The sequence below is a fragment of the Paracoccus aminophilus JCM 7686 genome, assembly GCF_000444995.1.
Classification (GTDB): Bacteria; Pseudomonadota; Alphaproteobacteria; order Rhodobacterales; family Rhodobacteraceae; genus Paracoccus; species Paracoccus aminophilus.
On sequence record NC_022041.1, the window covers coordinates 247,853 to 262,627 of the forward strand.

At 64.6% G+C, this 14,775-nt stretch carries 12 protein-coding genes; 7 read left to right on the plus strand and 5 right to left on the minus strand.

Translation table 11 applies throughout. From position 1 onward, the window contains the following. The first annotated feature begins 97 nt into the window (after positions 1-97). The 3 genes from JCM7686_RS01250 to eutH all read left to right on the plus strand — a co-directional run bounded on the left by JCM7686_RS01250 (position 98) and on the right by eutH (position 3,428). Positions 98-865, plus strand: a complete 768-nt coding sequence (locus JCM7686_RS01250; RefSeq protein ID WP_020949049.1) for an SDR family NAD(P)-dependent oxidoreductase — start codon at positions 98-100, stop codon at positions 863-865. A 27-nt stretch (positions 866-892) separates the two neighbouring features. Further along, positions 893-2,164, plus strand: a complete 1,272-nt coding sequence (locus tag JCM7686_RS01255) for a D-arabinono-1,4-lactone oxidase (RefSeq protein WP_020949051.1) — start codon at positions 893-895, stop codon at positions 2,162-2,164. 61 nt (positions 2,165-2,225) lie between these two features. Beyond that, positions 2,226-3,428 (plus strand): ethanolamine utilization protein EutH, encoded by a 1,203-nt coding sequence (gene eutH, locus JCM7686_RS01260; protein WP_020949052.1) that lies wholly within the window; start codon positions 2,226-2,228, stop codon positions 3,426-3,428. A 44-nt stretch (positions 3,429-3,472) separates the two neighbouring features. Here eutH and JCM7686_RS01265 read toward each other — a convergent pair whose 3' ends face one another. Continuing rightward, on the minus strand, positions 3,473-4,654 hold the full coding sequence (locus JCM7686_RS01265; RefSeq protein WP_020949053.1) for an MFS transporter: 1,182 nt from the start codon (positions 4,652-4,654) through the stop codon (positions 3,473-3,475). Between the two features lie 117 nt (positions 4,655-4,771). Between JCM7686_RS01265 and JCM7686_RS01270 the strand changes: the two genes are divergently transcribed. Continuing rightward, positions 4,772-5,710: a LysR family transcriptional regulator gene (locus tag JCM7686_RS01270; RefSeq protein ID WP_020949054.1), complete on the plus strand. Its 939-nt coding sequence runs from the start codon at positions 4,772-4,774 to the stop codon at positions 5,708-5,710. A gap of 136 nt (positions 5,711-5,846) precedes the next feature. Further along, entirely contained in the window at positions 5,847-6,347 is a 501-nt protein-coding gene (locus tag JCM7686_RS01275) for a cell wall hydrolase (RefSeq protein ID WP_020949055.1), read from the plus strand. Between the two features lie 89 nt (positions 6,348-6,436). On the opposite strand, the gene JCM7686_RS01280 is transcribed toward JCM7686_RS01275, so the two are convergent. From JCM7686_RS01280 to JCM7686_RS01290, 3 genes are all read right to left on the minus strand, one after another. Beyond that, positions 6,437-9,259 carry a DNA translocase FtsK gene (locus JCM7686_RS01280; protein WP_020949056.1) on the minus strand — a complete coding sequence of 941 codons (2,823 nt, stop codon included), beginning with the start codon at positions 9,257-9,259 and terminating at the stop codon, positions 6,437-6,439. Between the two features lie 2 nt (positions 9,260-9,261). Further along, positions 9,262-10,467: an aminotransferase class I/II-fold pyridoxal phosphate-dependent enzyme gene (locus JCM7686_RS01285; protein ID WP_020949057.1), complete on the minus strand. Its 1,206-nt coding sequence runs from the start codon at positions 10,465-10,467 to the stop codon at positions 9,262-9,264. A 167-nt stretch (positions 10,468-10,634) separates the two neighbouring features. Continuing rightward, positions 10,635-11,963, minus strand: a complete 1,329-nt coding sequence (locus JCM7686_RS01290) for an amidase (protein ID WP_020949058.1) — start codon at positions 11,961-11,963, stop codon at positions 10,635-10,637. A gap of 121 nt (positions 11,964-12,084) precedes the next feature. Here JCM7686_RS01290 and JCM7686_RS01295 point away from each other — a divergent pair, with 121 nt between their 5' ends. Next, the gene (locus JCM7686_RS01295) at positions 12,085-13,308 is read left to right on the plus strand and encodes a UbiH/UbiF/VisC/COQ6 family ubiquinone biosynthesis hydroxylase (protein ID WP_020949059.1); all 1,224 of its coding nucleotides are present in this window, start codon (positions 12,085-12,087) and stop codon (positions 13,306-13,308) included. Positions 13,309-13,423: 115 nt separating this feature from the next. Next, the gene (locus JCM7686_RS01300; protein ID WP_020949060.1) at positions 13,424-14,026 is read left to right on the plus strand and encodes a LolA family protein; all 603 of its coding nucleotides are present in this window, start codon (positions 13,424-13,426) and stop codon (positions 14,024-14,026) included. A gap of 81 nt (positions 14,027-14,107) precedes the next feature. On the opposite strand, the gene JCM7686_RS01305 is transcribed toward JCM7686_RS01300, so the two are convergent. Continuing rightward, positions 14,108-14,695: a transglycosylase SLT domain-containing protein gene (locus JCM7686_RS01305; RefSeq protein ID WP_041527485.1), complete on the minus strand. Its 588-nt coding sequence runs from the start codon at positions 14,693-14,695 to the stop codon at positions 14,108-14,110. Positions 14,696-14,775 lie beyond the last annotated feature (80 nt).

The following is a 14,775-nucleotide window of genomic DNA, read 5'->3' on the forward strand; positions in this document are numbered from 1 at the left end:
ATAGGCTTTCCCCATCCGGCCATGGGAGAGACCGGACCCAAGGCCCCAGTTGATACGCAAAGACGCCGGGCAGGCAAGCCTTGGCGGGGAGGTTGATGTGACGGGACGATTGACAGGAAAAGTGGCGCTGATCACCGGCGGCGCGGGCGGATGCGGCCTGGCGGCCTCTGAGCTTTTTGCCGCAGAGGGCGCAAAGGTCGGCATCGTCGATCTGCCGCGCAGCGAGGGCGAGGCGGTCGCGGCACGGCTGCGCGCGGCGGGCCATGACGCGATTTTCGCGCCCGCCGATGTCTCGGATGCGGGCCAAGTCGCGGCGGCGGTTCAGGCAGTGCGCGCGGCCTTTGGCCCGATCACCGTCTTGATGAACCATGCGGGTATTCTGGCCGCAGTGCCCTTCCTCGAGACCTCGGAAGAGGAATGGGACCGCGTGATGGCGGTGAATGTCAAAAGCATGTTTTTGGTCACCAAGGCGGTCCTGCCCGACATGATCGCGGCGGGCGCGGGCAGCATTGTCTCGACCTCGTCGATCTCGGCGGTGGTCGGCACGCCGATGGAGGTGCTTTATTGCACCTCGAAAGGCGCCTGCCACATGTTCGCCCGCGCGATTGCCGTCGAGTTCCGCGACCGCGGCATCCGCTCGAATGCGATCTGTCCGGGCTTCATCGCCACCGCACATGGCTTGCGCGAGATCGAGACGCTTTCGAAATACGGCGTCGATGTCTCGCAAGAGGCGATTGCCTCGGCGCAGGGGCGGCTTTGCAAACCCGAGGAGGTCGCCTCGGCCGCGCTCTTTCTGGCCAGCGATGACGCGAGTTTCGTCAATGGCGCGCATCTCTTCGCAGACAATGCCTATACGGCGATCTGACCGATAAAACCAACGGGGAACAACAAGATGAGCACATCATCGCATAATATGACGATCAACGAATTCGGGGTCGAGCAGCCGCATTGGCGCAACTGGGTCGGCAACCAATCCTGTATCCGCGCCGAGCGTGCCGCGCCGCAAAGCGAGGACGAACTGTGTGCCATGGTGCGCGACGCGACATCGCGCGGGCTGAATGTGCGCGCCGCCGGTTCGGGGCATTCCTTCACGCCGGTTGCGCTGACCAGCGGGCTGCATCTGACGCTGTCGGGGATGCAGGGCGTCAAGCACATCGACCATGACAAGCGCCGGGTGACGGCGGCGGCGGGCACGACGATCAACCAGCTTGCGAAGGTCCTGAAGGCCGAGGGCCTGTCGATGGTCAACCAGGGCGACATCGACAGTCAGGCCTTGGCGGGCGCGCTGACCACCGGCACGCATGGCACCGGCGCGACGCTTGGCAACCTCGCCTCGTCGATCGTCGGCATGAAGCTGGTGCAGCCGAATGGCGATGTGATCACGGTCGATGAATCGACGCCGGACCTGCTTCTCGCGGGTCGGGTCTCGCTTGGCACGCTTGGCGTGATTTCCGAGCTGACGCTGCAATTGATGGACAGCTACAACCTTTACGAACGCATCTGGCGCGAGGATTTCGAGAGCGCGATGGAGATGCATGACGAGCTTGCCGCCAAGCATCGTCATTTCAGCTTCTTCTGGTGCCCGAAGCCGGAAAGCCGCCATCTTTATTGCCTGCCCGACACCGCGGCGACCTCGAAATCGGGGCGCGACCATGATGTCTGCGAAATGAAGATCATGGACTTCACCGACCGCGCGCCCTTCGAATCCGAATTCGAGAAGGTCGCCTACTCCTCGGATATCTATCCGATCGAATATGTCCCGAACTTCCACGAGCTCGAATATGCGGTCCCGGTCGCGCATGGCAAAGAGGCGGTGTGCGCGGTGCGCAAGCTGATGCTCGAGGATTTCCCCGAGGCGCTTTATCCGATCGAATACCGCTTTACCGCAGGCGACGGCGCCTGGATGAGCCCGTTTTACGAGCAGGACAGCGTCACGGTTTCGGTCTCGGGTCAGCCGGGGCTCGATTACTGGGATTACCTGCGCGCGGTCGACAAGATCCTGCGCGGTTTCGGCGCGCGTCCGCATTGGGGCAAGCTGCATTTCCTGACCGGCGCCGATGTCACTGCGATCTATCCCAAAGCCGGAGAGTTCCGTGCCTTGCGCCGCAAGCTCGACCCCGAGGGCTTCTATCTCAACGACCACCTCACCCAGCTTTTCCGCTGAAACCGCGCCGGGGACGGTCCGCCAGAAGACCGCTCCGGCCCTTCCAACAGGGAAAATCACAATGGCCCATATCGGCACATTCGTCGTTTATATCATCATGATATGCGCGGTGATCGGTGCGATTGCCTCGATCATCGACAGCGAAAGCGAGCTTGGCCGCGAGTTCAACGCAGGCCTTCACGCCATCGGCTATATCTTCATTCCCGTGGCCGGGATCATGGCCTCGATCCCCTATCTTTCCGCCTTCATCATCGCCTTTGTCGGCCCGATCTTTCAGGCGGTGAACGCGGATCCCGCGATGGCCGCGACCTCGATCATCGCGACGGATATGGGCGGCTATCAGCTGGCTCAGGCGCTCGCGCTTTCGAAAGAGGGCTGGATCATGGCGACCGTCACCGGCTTCATGGCGGGGGCGACGATCATCTTCTCGATCCCGGTCGGGCTGGCGATGCTGGACAAGGAGGACCACCAATATATGGCGGTCGGCATTATGTGCGGCGTCTTGGCGATCCCGGTCGGGGTGCTGGTCTCGTGCCTCGCGATGGGGATCATGGATGTCTCGATCCGGCCCGACATCAATGCGGCGGGCGAGGCGAGCACGCAGCTCGCGCTCAATACGCTCGAGGTCTTGCGCAATATCGCGCCGCTGATCGTCTTCTGCCTCGTGCTCGCGACCTGCCTCAAGCTGTTCCCCAAGGCGATGATCCGCGGCTTTCTGGCCTTTGGCCGAGTGATGTATGCGGCGATCACGCTGGTTCTGGTCTGCTCGATCGTCGAATATTTCACCGGTTTCTTCAGCGCCACCTTCGGCAGCTGGGGCTTTGATCCGATCATCGCCGATGAAAAGGACCAGTTCCGCGCTCTGGAGATCGCGGGTTACATCGGCATCATGCTTTCTGGCGCTTTCCCGATGGTTTGGCTGATGAACCGCTTCCTGCAACGCCCGATGCAATGGGTCGGCGGGCGGCTCGGCCTCTCCTCGGCGGGGACGGCGGGGCTCTTGGCGGCCTCGGCCAATGTGCTCGCGATGTTCCGTCTCATCAAGGACATGCCGCCGCGCGACAAGGTGCTGGTGATTTCCTTCGCGGTCTGCGGCGCCTTCATGTTCGGCGACCATCTGGCTTTTTCCGCAAACTTCCAGCCGACGCTGATCTTGCCGCTGCTTCTGGGCAAGCTCGCAGGCGGGATCACCGGCTTTGTCTTCGCGATCTGGCTTCAAGGTTCGCGCGAGCGGGCCGAGCGGAAAGAGGCCCTTCGCCTTTGACGACAAAGCCCCGGCGTCCGCTTTTGGGGACGCCGGGGCCGAGATTAGGGCTGAAGCGCGGCGGTGCCCCGGCGTGGGGCTTTGCGCCCGCCAAGCCAGACAAAGCCCAGCCCGGCCAGCGCCAAAGCCACCCCGACCAGCGGCACCGCGCCATAGCCGAGATTGGCGCTGATCGCCGCGCCGCCCAAGGCCGCGCCAAGCGCATTGCCCAGATTGAAGGCGCCGATATTGACCGAAGAGGCCAGCCCGGGCGCTTCAGAAGCGGCCTTCATCACCCGCATCTGGATCGGGGGCACGATGGCAAAGGCGGCCGCGCCCCAGATCGGCAGGATCAGCGCCGCGCCGGTCAGGCTGTGCAGGGCCAGCGGCGAGATCAGCATGATCGCGGCGAGAAGGCCGAGAAAGAGCACGGTCGCGCCCTGCGGCGACCAGTCTGCCGCACGCCCGCCGAGCCAATTGCCAAGGGTGAACCCCAGCCCGATCAGCATCAGCGCGAGCGTGACAAAGCCGGTCGATGCGCCAGCCAAGGTCTCGAGGACCGGGGCGATATAGGTGTAAAGCGCAAACATTGCGCCCGCGCCCATCACCGTCGTCAGCAGAGCGGTGATGACTTCGGGTCGGGTCAGCACGGCAAGCTCGCGGCGCAGATCGGGCCGGGCTCCGGGCTCGCCCTTGGGTAGCGCCAGCGCGAGCGCGGTCATGGTCAAGAGGCCAAGCCCCGCCGTCGCCGCAAAGGACGCGCGCCAGCCGATGGTCTGGCCAAGCCATGTCGCCAAGGGCACCCCGCCGACATTGGCGATGGTCAGGCCCATGAACATGGTCGCGACCGCGCTCGCCTGCCGTTCCGGGCGCACGACGCTGGTCGCGACCACCGCGCCGAAGCCGAAGAAGGCACCGTGGTTGAGGCTGGTGACCAGACGCGAGGCGAGCAGCGTCCAGTAATCGGGCGAGAGCGCCGATAGCAGGTTGCCAAGCGTAAAAATCGCCATCAGCGCCATCAGCGCGCCGCGTTTGCCGAAGCGCGCGAAAAGCAGCGTCATGACCGGCGCGCCGATCATCACGCCGATGGCATAGGCGCTGACCAAAAGCCCGGCCGAGGGGATCGAGACCCCGACGCCCTCGGCGATCACCGGCAGCATGCCCATGGGCGAGAATTCGGTGACGCCGATGGCAAAGGCACCGGTGGCGAGGGCCAGCAAGGGCCAGTTGAAGCTGCGGGTCTCCATGTCGATTGTCCTGATCTGTTGTCCGGCTGCTCAGGTAATCCCGCAGGGCCGCCTTGATAATCACCGCGCGCGCCACCTTATCTGTGAACCGTTTTCACAGATCGGAGCCTCACGCCCATGGACAATCGCGCTGGAGAGATGGATGTCTTCATCCGCGTCGTGGAAAGCGGCAGCTTTTCCGAGGCGGCGCGCGCCTTGCGCATGACACCCTCGACGGTCTCGAAACTCATCGGCCGGATCGAGGCGCGGCTGGGGGTGCGGCTTCTGGAACGCTCGACCCGCCGCCTGTCGCTGACCGCTGAGGGGCGGCTATATTATGAGCGCAGTCTTGCGCTTTTGTCCGGGCTCGATGCGGTCGAGCGCGAGCTCTCGCAGGGCTCGGCCTCGTTTGGCGGCACGGTGCGCGTCACCGCCTCGGTCGGAGTGGGTGTCGTTGGGATCGAGCCTTTGCTGCCTGCCTTCTGGAAGAAATACCCCAATATCGTGGTCGATCTCTCGCTTTCGGATGAAATCGTTGATCTTTACCTCGACCGCACCGATGTCGCTTTTCGCGTCGGGCAGCTGTCGAGCTCTGGCCTGACGGCGGTCAAGCTGGGGGTGACCGCGCGCAAGATCGTGGCCTCGCCCGCTTATCTGGCGCGGCACGGCGTGCCGCTTCGGATCGAGGATCTGGCCCAGCACGCCTGTCTGGGCTTCAACTTTCGCCGCTCGGCCCCGGTCTGGCCGCTGCGCGATTCCGGGCGCATCATCGACCGCGCGGTGCAGGGCCCGCTGCTCGCGAACAATGGCGAAACCGTCCGGCGCATGGCTTTGGCCGGGATCGGGCTGGGGCGGATTGGTGAATTCCACGCCCGGTCCGATCTGCGCAGCGGCGCGCTGGTCGAGGTTCTGTCCGAGGCCGTCGCGGGCGATACCGAGGATGTCCATGCGCTCTATCTGGGCGGCGAGCGCCTGCCGCATCGCGTCCGCGCCTTTCTGGATTTCATGACGCCGCGCCTGCGCGCCTATCTGTCGCCGCGTGCCGCCGAGGAAAGCTGGGAGATCCGCGCCGATTAGGGCAGGGCGGTTGACCCCACATCCGCGTGAGCAGACGTGACTCATTGGGCTCGACGGTTGAGACCCGGCCCGCGAATCTGCTATTTTGACCGCGATGAGAGCGAAAAAAGCTCCACGAGCAGAAAAGGGGCAGATCATGGGATCGTCGAGGCAGACGGCACGGCTTGCCGTCGTGTTCGGTCTAGTCGCAGCGGGTTTGTCGGGCTGCGGCGCCCGTCACACCGAACTCGAATGTATGGAGCGGGCGATGTATTTCGAATCGAACCGCTCGAGCCGCGACGGCATGGTCGCGGTCGGCTCGGTGGTGATGAACCGGGTCGAATCCGGGAAGTATCCGCGCTCGGTTTGCGGCGTCGTTGGCCAGCGCGGCCAGTTTGCCAGCGGGGTGATGTCGAAGCGGATGGATCTGCGCTCATCGCCCAAGATCCGTGATGCGGCGCGCTCGGTTCTGCGCGGCGAGCGTCATCCGATGATCGGCAATGCCCAGTTCTTCCATACGGCGGGCTACAGCTTTCCTTACAACAACATGCATTACGTCCTCGTGACCGGCGGCAATGCCTTTTACGAAAAGCGCAAAAGCGAGTTTGTCACCCAGCCGGTGCCGCCGCCTTCGGTCGAGGGCATGACCGGCTATTGAGCGGGACATGAAAAAGGGGGCCACGCGGGCCCCCTTTTTGCATCGGTGGATCGGCTGAGACTTAGGTCCCGGGGCTCAGATCCCGGGGCTTAGACCTCGGGGATCAGGACCTCGCGCTTGCCGACATGGTTGGCCGAGCTGACGACGCCCTGTTCCTCCATCTGCTCGACCAGACGCGCGGCCTTGTTATAGCCGATCGCCAGTTTGCGCTGGATGTAAGAGGTCGAGCATTTGCGATCCTTGGCGACGATGGCGACGGCCATGTCGTAAAGCTCGGCATCGCCGCCCTCGCCGGTCGAGAGACCCAAAACCATGTCGATATTGTCGGCGCGCTCGTCATCCGGGCCTTCGACAACGCCCGACATATAGGTCGGCGGGCCGAAGGATTTGAGGTGGCGCACGATTTCCTCGACCTCTTCATCGCTGACGAAGGGGCCGTGGACGCGGGTGATTTTCGAGCCGCCCGCCATGTAAAGCATGTCGCCCTGACCCAGAAGCTGCTCGGCACCCTGTTCGCCCAAAATGGTGCGGCTGTCGATTTTCGAGGTCACCTGGAAGGAAATCCGGGTCGGGAAGTTCGCCTTGATCGTGCCGGTGATGACATCGACCGAAGGCCGCTGCGTCGCCATGATCAGGTGGATCCCCGAGGCCCGCGCCATCTGCGCCAGACGCTGGATGCAGGCCTCGATTTCCTTGCCCGCGACCATCATCAGATCGGCCATCTCGTCGACGATGACGACGATATAGGGGAAGGTTTCGGGCTTGAATTCTTCGGTCTCGAAAACCGGCTCGCCGGTGTCCTCGTCAAAGCCGGTCTGAACGGTGCGCTTGAAAAGCTCGTTTTTGGACAAAGCCTCGCGGACGCGGCCGTTATAGCCCTCGATGTTGCGCACGCCCATCTTGGACATCTTGCGATAGCGCTCTTCCATCTCGCCGACGACCCATTTGAGCGCGACGACCGCCTTTTTCGGGTCGGTGACGACGGGCGAGAGCAGATGCGGGATGCCGTCATAAACCGAGAGCTCCAGCATCTTCGGATCGATCATGATCAGCCGGCATTCCTCTGGCGTCAGCTTGTAAAGCAGCGACAGGATCATGGTGTTGATCGCGACCGATTTGCCCGAGCCGGTGGTGCCCGCGATCAGCAGGTGAGGCATCTTGGCGAGGTTGGCGACAACCGGGCCGCCGCCGATGTCCTTGCCAAGCGCAAGGGGCAGCGGGAAGGTGCCGTCGCCATAGGCGCGCGAGGCGAGGATTTCGCGTAGCACGACCTTTTCGCGCCGCGCATTCGGCAATTCGATCCCGATCACCGTGCGGCCGGGCACGGTCGAGACGCGCGCCGACAGCGCCGACATCGAGCGCGCGATGTCATCGGCGAGACCGATCACGCGGCTGGCTTTCAGACCGGGCGCGGGTTCCAGCTCGTAAAGCGTGACGACCGGGCCGGGGCGAACCTCGGTGATCTGACCCTTGACGCCGTAATCGTCGAGCACGGCTTCCAGCATCCGCGCGTTTTCCGTCAGCGCCTCTTCGGAAAGCTGATGCCGCTCGACCGTCGCGGGCGCTTCGAGAAGCGCAAGCGGCGGGTGCTCGTAATGGGGACGGCTGGTGTCCTCGAAGGACGCGCGCGGCTGCGCCTCGGCCATAGCCTGACGCGAGGGCTGGACCGGCGGCGCAGGCGGAACGATCCGGCGCGACGGCTCGCCTTGAGGCGCCGGGCGGTCCGCGGCGGTGATGCCGAAATCGGTGTCGAGATCATCGCCATCGAGATCGCCGTTCAGATCGCCGTCAAAGTTCCCGTCCAGATCGGTGCCGAAATCGCGGTTGAAGGCCTCGGCATTCGGGCGGGCATGGCCGGTCTCATCGCCCAGACCGTCGTCATCCAGCGCAAGCTCGGTCGAAATCGGCGGCTCGTGGCGCGGGGGCGTCTCGCCCTTGCCGCTCAGACGCGCGGCCACCGTCGCCATCATCGAGGGTTTCTCGTTGCGGCTGCGGATCGCATCGGTGATGCGCGCGCTGATCTCGGCATTCGAGGGCGCTTCGGTATCGGCCCAATTGCCCTCGCGGTCGTAAAGTTCGGCCGGGGGCAGGTCGTCTTGGGGCAGCGCCGGGCCATTGCGGCGCAGGCGGCTCATAAAGCCTGCGCGCGGCGCATCGGGAGCCGCAAATTCATCGGCAATCGCCGCCGATCCCGCGCGGGCGGTGCGTTCGCGCCGCGCCGCCGAGCGCGAGCGGATCTCGCCTGCGGCATGGGTCGAAAGCACCGCGCCCCCGGCCAGCAGCTTGAGCAGCAAGATCCGCGCCGTGCGCAACCCGTCGCGCAGGAAGAGCGCAAAGCGCGCGACTTCCTTTTTGCTGAAGCCGAAGACGAAGGTCGAAAAGGCGACCGCGCCAATGGCAACCGCGAAGGCCAGAATCTTGATCGCGATCGCGGCCTTCATCGGCATGATCGACAGCATCGCGCCCATCAGCATATCGCCAAGATGGCCGCCAAGACCGAAGCTCTGGCGCCAATCCGGCGGCGGCGTCAGCGAGGTTGCATAGATCGAGACCAGCACCATGGCGAGCGGCAGGAAGATGCCGCGCATGATGCGGTCCTCGCCCCGATGCAGCACCAGCCGCAACCCCCAGACCATCGCGCCAAGCGGCAGCATGTAAGAGCCGAAACCGGCGATCATGAAGAGCGCCGAGGAGATATAGGCACCGGGCCGGCCCAGCAGGTTCGCCGCAGGCTGATCGGTCGCGGACATGATCGAGGGGTCATCGGGCGTATAGCTGATGAGCATCATCGCGATCAGCACGCCCAGAACCACAAGGCCCGCGCCCAGAAGCTCTTTGCCGCGTCGTTCCAGCGCCGCTTGCGTCGATTGATCGAACAACGGGTCGCGGTGTTTCGCCTGCCAGCTCGCCATGCTCAACCCCCTTGATACAAACAGTTTTTGAGACGGTTCAGCGCCGCCTCGGTTTTCTCGGCATCATCGACCAGCGCCACGCGGATGAAGTCGCGCCCGGGATTTCCGGCGGCGCTGTCGCGGGCGAGATAGCCGCCCGGCAGAACCTGCACCCCGGCCTCGCCCCAAAGCTTCTTCGCGGCGGCCTCACCGTCGCCGATCTCGGCGGGCACGGGCAGCCACAGGAAAAACCCGCCCTGCGGCGCGAAATAGCCCGGGATATTGCCGAAGATGCGGTCGGCGATTGCGTATTTCTGCAAGTAAAGCTGACGGTTCGCCTCGGCATGGGCGTCATCGGACCAGGCCTTGGTGCTGACGCGCTGTGCGGGCAGCGGGATCGGTGCGCCGGAATAACTGCGCAGCGTGCGGATGCGCTTGATCGCATCGGCCCCGCCCGCCGCAAAGCCCGAGCGCAGCCCCGGCAGGTTCGAGCGTTTCGACAGCGAATTGAACATCACGACGCGGTCGGTCAGCCCCATCCGCGCGGCGACGGCCAAGGCGCTTGGCGGCGGCACGTCGCGGTAGATCTCGGAATAGCATTCATCCGAGAAGATGACGAAATCGTGGGTTTCGGCCAGCGTGAGCAGCTCTTCGAGATAGTCCTCGCTCGCAATCGCACCCTGCGGATTGGCGGGCGAGCACAGATAGGCGATGGCGGTGCGCGCCAGCGTCTCGGCGGGCAGGCCCGCGAAATCGGGCAGGTGGCCCGTGGCGAAGGTCGCGGGCACGAAGACCGCATCGGCATCGACCGCAGCGGCGGCGACGGCATAGACCTGATAGAACGGGTTCGGCACAAGGATCGCCGGGCGCGCGCCGTTCTTGGTTTCCGGGCACAGCGCAATCGCCGCGTTGAACAACCCCTCGCGCGAGCCGTTGAGCGTGCAGATCTGCGCGGGTGGGATCTCGAGGCGATGGCGGCGGCGGATCCAGTCGGAGATTGCCTGAAGCAGCTCGGGCGCGCCTTCGTTCGGCGGGTATTTCCCGAATTCCGCGATGGTTTCGGCCAGAATGGGCGCGACGAAATCAGGCAAAGCATGACGCGGCTCGCCAATGGTCATCACCACCGGCTGGGCCTGATCGGCAAGGCCGGGTTCGATCCCGGTCAAAAGGCTCCGCAAACGCGGAAAGGCGTATTCGGGCAGGTTCGAGAACCGCTCGCTCTGTGTCATGACTGCCTCTCAGATCGGGGTCGTCTCGCCCCGTTTGCTCGCAGACTACCGGCAAAGGCTGGTTTCGTCCAGTCAATCGGCAGCTTTGCCGGGGCGGTGGTCGGCTTTTGCTCAAATGCCCGAGCAGCGTGCCCGCCGGGAAAGGGCCGCGCTGACATCACCCAGCCTCAGACCGCAAGCGCGGCCTCGGCCCCGGCGGCGCTGACCAGAAGCGCGCGGTCACGCCTTGCGTGGCCCATCAGCATGAGCCCACAGCCGGGATGGCCGGTCGGCAGCGAAATCGCGGGCAGGCCAAGGAAGTTTCCGATCCGGGTGTTGCGCAAAGCCAGCAGGTTCTCGCGGGCGAAATATTCGGGATCGGCGAGAAGCAGGGCGACATCGGGCGGCAGGATCGGCGAGGTCGGCAGCGCCACGACATCATAGCCCGCGACCGCCTCGGCATAGGCCGCGCGCAATTCGTCGATCTTGATCCAGGCGGCGACATAATCGGTCGCGAGCACATCCTTGCCGCCGCGAAAGCGGGCGAGGATCGGCGGATACATCAGCTCGGGCGCGGCCTCGATCTGATCGCGCCAGATGCCATAGGCCTCGGGCGCAAAGGCCGTCGCGGCATTTTGCATGATCTCGGTCACGACGGGCAAAGTGGCGCGGGTGATCTGGGCGCCCGCTTTGCCAAGGCGGTGAATGGCATCCTCGAAGGCCGCAACCGGCGCCTCGCGCGCCTCGTCGAAGGGCAGCCCTTCGAGCACCAAAACGCGCAGCTTGCGGTTCGGCGTCTCGGAAAGATCGACCGCTGCGGTCTGGGTCAGGGCCGAGAACAGCAAAGCGCAATCCTCGACCGTGCGCGCGATCGGACCAGCGGTGTCAAAGCGCAGGCACAGCGGCACGATGCCCTGACCAGAGATCGCGCCATGGGTGGGCTTGAAGCCGACAAGCCCGTTCCAGGCCGCCGGAAGCCGGATCGAGCCGCCGGTGTCCGAGCCGATCGCTGCGGCCGCCAGCCCGAGCGCGACCGAGACCGCCGCGCCCGAGGACGAGCCCCCCGGCGCCAGCGCCGCATCATAGGCATTGGGCGGGGTCGCGGTCATCGGGTTGAGGCCCAGTCCCGAAAAGGCGAGCTCGGTCAGATGGGTCTTGCCAAGACAGATCAGCCCCTCGCCGGTGGCATTGGCCAGAACGCGGGCGTCCTCGGTTGGGATACGGCCTTCCAGCAGGCGCGAGCCCGCCTCGGTCGCAACGCCTGCCGTGTCGAAATTGTCCTTCCAGCTCAGTGCCACGCCATCGAGCAACCCGCGCCGCCGTCCGGTCCGGGCGCGATCATGGGCCGCCACCGATTCCTTGCGCGCCCGCTCTGGCGTCATGCGCGCATAGATCCGTTCGCCGTAAGGATGGCGCAGCGCGGCATCGAGATAGGCTTCGGTTTGCTCAAGCGGGCTAATCAGCCCAGCCATGATGGCGCGTCCCTGTTCGGCCGCCGAAGCGCGCAACCAATCCATCATGACCTCCGTCGTCGTTCTGGGTTAAGGCTACTCCGCTCGGCAGCCTCCTTCAATGGCGGGCTTTACGCTTGTATTCATGCCACATGGACATTGCCCGGGCGCCGGAGATACTGCCGCTATGAAACAGAATTTTGATGTCGTGATCGCGGGCGGTGGCCTCAATGGCCCGATGCTTGGACTGGCGCTCGCGGATGCGGGGCTCAGCGTGGCCGTGGTTGACGCCCGCCCCGCCGATCTGCGCGCGGGCGAGAGCTTTGACGGGCGTGCCTATGCTCTGGCTTTGGCCTCGCAGCGGCTGCTGGCCGCGCTGGGGCTCTGGCGGGATCTCGCCGACAAGGCGCAACCGATCAACGAGGTGCGCGCCTCGCAGGGCCATGCAGGCGAAGGCGCGGGGCCGCTTTGGCTGCATTTCGACAGCGCCGAGCTGGAGGAGGGGCGTCTGGGCTATATGCTCGAAGACCGTTTCCTCTATCGCGCCCTCTTGTCGGGCATGGCGGGCAAGGTGACGCATATTCCGGCCGCCGAGGTCGTCTCGCAAGAGCTGCGCGGCCCCCATATCGCGGTCGGGCTGAAGGACGGGCGCGAGCTTCTGGCCTCGCTGCTGGTTGGCGCGGATGGGCGGGCCTCGGGCACGGCCACGCGCGCGGGGATCGGGCGGCAGGGCCATGATTATGGCCAGATCGCGCTGGTCGCGGCGATTGACCACGCCTTGCCTCATGGCGGCATTGCGCATCAGTATTTCCTGCCGACCGGCCCTCTGGCGATCCTGCCCTTGCCGGGCAACCGCTCCTCCATCGTCTGGTCCGAGGCCGCCGACCGCGCGCGAGAGATCCGCGCACTGGGAGATGACGATTTCCTCGAGGTGCTGCGCCCGCGATTCGGCGATTTTCTGGGCGAGATCCGATTGGCCGGGCCGCGCTTTTCCTATCCGCTCGGGCTGACGCTCGCCGATGATTACATGGCCGAGCGCGTTGCGCTGGTCGGAGACGCCGCGCATGGCGTGCATCCGATCGCGGGGCAGGGGCTGAACCTTGGCCTGCGCGATGTCGCCTCTTTGGCCGAGGTGCTGGTCGAGGCACGCCGGCGGGGCGAGGATATCGGCAGCACGGCGGTTCTGGCGCGCTATGAGCGCTGGCGCAGGCCCGATGCGACCGCGCTGGCGCTGGGCATGGATGCGGTCAATGCGATCTTTTCCAACGACAATCCGCTGCTGCGCCTGGGCCGCTCGCTTGGCATGGGCGTGGTCAATGGCGTGCCCGGCTTGCGTCGTCGCTTCATGCGGCAGGCGGCAGGGCTGGGGCTTGATCCGATGCCTCGTCTTTTGACGGGGCGGCGCCTGTAACCATGACGTCATCGCGGCGTGAGGCGGGAACGCTCACGCCCGCGCGAGAGTTGAGCCGCAGCATATCCGGCGAACGTGATGTGCAAGCCTTTGGGGATCCGATAATATTCTGGTTATGAAAAAGCTTCTCGCCCTCGCTCTTGCGCCCGTCCTTTCCTTGGCCCTCGCCCTTCCGGCTTTGGCCGACAAGATCCCCTTGACCGAAATCTCGCGCTATCTGAACAGCCTTCAGACCGCGCAGTCGGATTTCACCCAGATCAATGCCGATGGCACGATCTCGACCGGGACGGTCTATATCCAGCGGCCGAACCGGGTGCGCTTCGAATATCGCGGCGACAAGACGCTGGTTTTGGCCTCGTCGGGTCAGGTCGCGATTTTTGACGGCAAATCGAACGGCGGCCCGCAGCAATATCCGCTGTCGAAAACCCCGCTCTCGATCATTCTGGCGCCCAATGTGAACCTGTCGCAGGACCGCATGGTGACGGGCTATACCGAGGCGAAGAACTCGACCGTGGTGACGGCGCAGGATCCGAGCCATCCCGAATATGGCAATATCCAGATGGCCTTTACCGCCAATCCGACCCAGCTGCGGCAATGGGTCGTGACCGATGATCGCGGCCAGCGCACCACGGTGATTCTCGGCGAGATGAAAACCGGGGTCAGCTTTGCGCCCTCGACCTTCGTCATCCAGAACGAGATCGATCGCCGCCGCCGCTGATCGACGAGGCCTGATTGACTACGAAAAACCCCCGGGCGCGGAAGCATCCGGGGGTTTTTCGTAGCTGTGCGCGGGCTGGCCTCAGCGGGCCTTGCCGCAGGCGATCAGCTGCGCGCGATAGGTTTCCGCGCGCTGACCGACCTTCGAGGCCACTGTCAAAAGCCACGGCTTGCCGTTATGCGAGCCGTTGACAAAGCCGGTGCGGCCTTCGTGATAGGCGAGATATTGCGATTGCGCGTCCCATTTCGAAACGCCGAGCCGTTTCGCCGTGCCATCCATATACCAGCCCATGAAATCGGTGGCGTCGCGGATGTTGTCTCGCTTGGCACGGCGGTTGCCGGTCTCTTTCTGGTATTCCTCCCAAGTGCCGTCCAGCGCCTGGCTATAGCCGTAAGCCGAGCTCTGGCGGCCGACCGGGATGATGCCCAGAACATATTGATGGGGAGTGCGGGCATCGCCGATGAATTTCGATTCCTGATGGATCGAGGCCATCTGGACATGGACCGGAATGCCCCAGCGCCGTTCCGTCGCCTGCATCGCGCTGAAATAGGCTGGACGCTCGGCCACGATGGCGCAGGCGTTTTCCAGATTGCGCGGCGCCTTGTAGTTCCCGCCGCCGCCACAGGAAGCAACCAGCCCGACGATGGCCAGTTTCAGATACCTGTTCATTCTGCCCTCATGGTCTTTTTTTGTGACGCCTTTTGCACCGACCATAGACAAAACCCGGCCTTTCGCCAATGACAAACCCG

What these genes read in the sequence shown, in the direction of transcription:
- JCM7686_RS01255 (WP_020949051.1), top strand. Translation starts at nt 893, where the DNA reads ATGAGCACATCATCGCATAATATGACGATCAACGAATTCGGGGTCGAG.
- eutH (WP_020949052.1), top strand. Translation starts at nt 2,226, where the DNA reads ATGGCCCATATCGGCACATTCGTCGTTTATATCATCATGATATGCGCG.
- JCM7686_RS01265 (WP_020949053.1), bottom strand. Translation starts at nt 4,654, where the DNA reads ATGGAGACCCGCAGCTTCAACTGGCCCTTGCTGGCCCTCGCCACCGGT.
- JCM7686_RS01270 (WP_020949054.1), top strand. Translation starts at nt 4,772, where the DNA reads ATGGACAATCGCGCTGGAGAGATGGATGTCTTCATCCGCGTCGTGGAA.
- JCM7686_RS01275 (WP_020949055.1), top strand. Translation starts at nt 5,847, where the DNA reads ATGGGATCGTCGAGGCAGACGGCACGGCTTGCCGTCGTGTTCGGTCTA.
- JCM7686_RS01280 (WP_020949056.1), bottom strand. Translation starts at nt 9,259, where the DNA reads ATGGCGAGCTGGCAGGCGAAACACCGCGACCCGTTGTTCGATCAATCG.
- JCM7686_RS01285 (WP_020949057.1), bottom strand. Translation starts at nt 10,467, where the DNA reads ATGACACAGAGCGAGCGGTTCTCGAACCTGCCCGAATACGCCTTTCCG.
- JCM7686_RS01290 (WP_020949058.1), bottom strand. Translation starts at nt 11,963, where the DNA reads ATGGATTGGTTGCGCGCTTCGGCGGCCGAACAGGGACGCGCCATCATG.
- JCM7686_RS01295 (WP_020949059.1), top strand. Translation starts at nt 12,085, where the DNA reads ATGAAACAGAATTTTGATGTCGTGATCGCGGGCGGTGGCCTCAATGGC.
- JCM7686_RS01300 (WP_020949060.1), top strand. Translation starts at nt 13,424, where the DNA reads ATGAAAAAGCTTCTCGCCCTCGCTCTTGCGCCCGTCCTTTCCTTGGCC.
- JCM7686_RS01305 (WP_041527485.1), bottom strand. Translation starts at nt 14,695, where the DNA reads ATGAACAGGTATCTGAAACTGGCCATCGTCGGGCTGGTTGCTTCCTGT.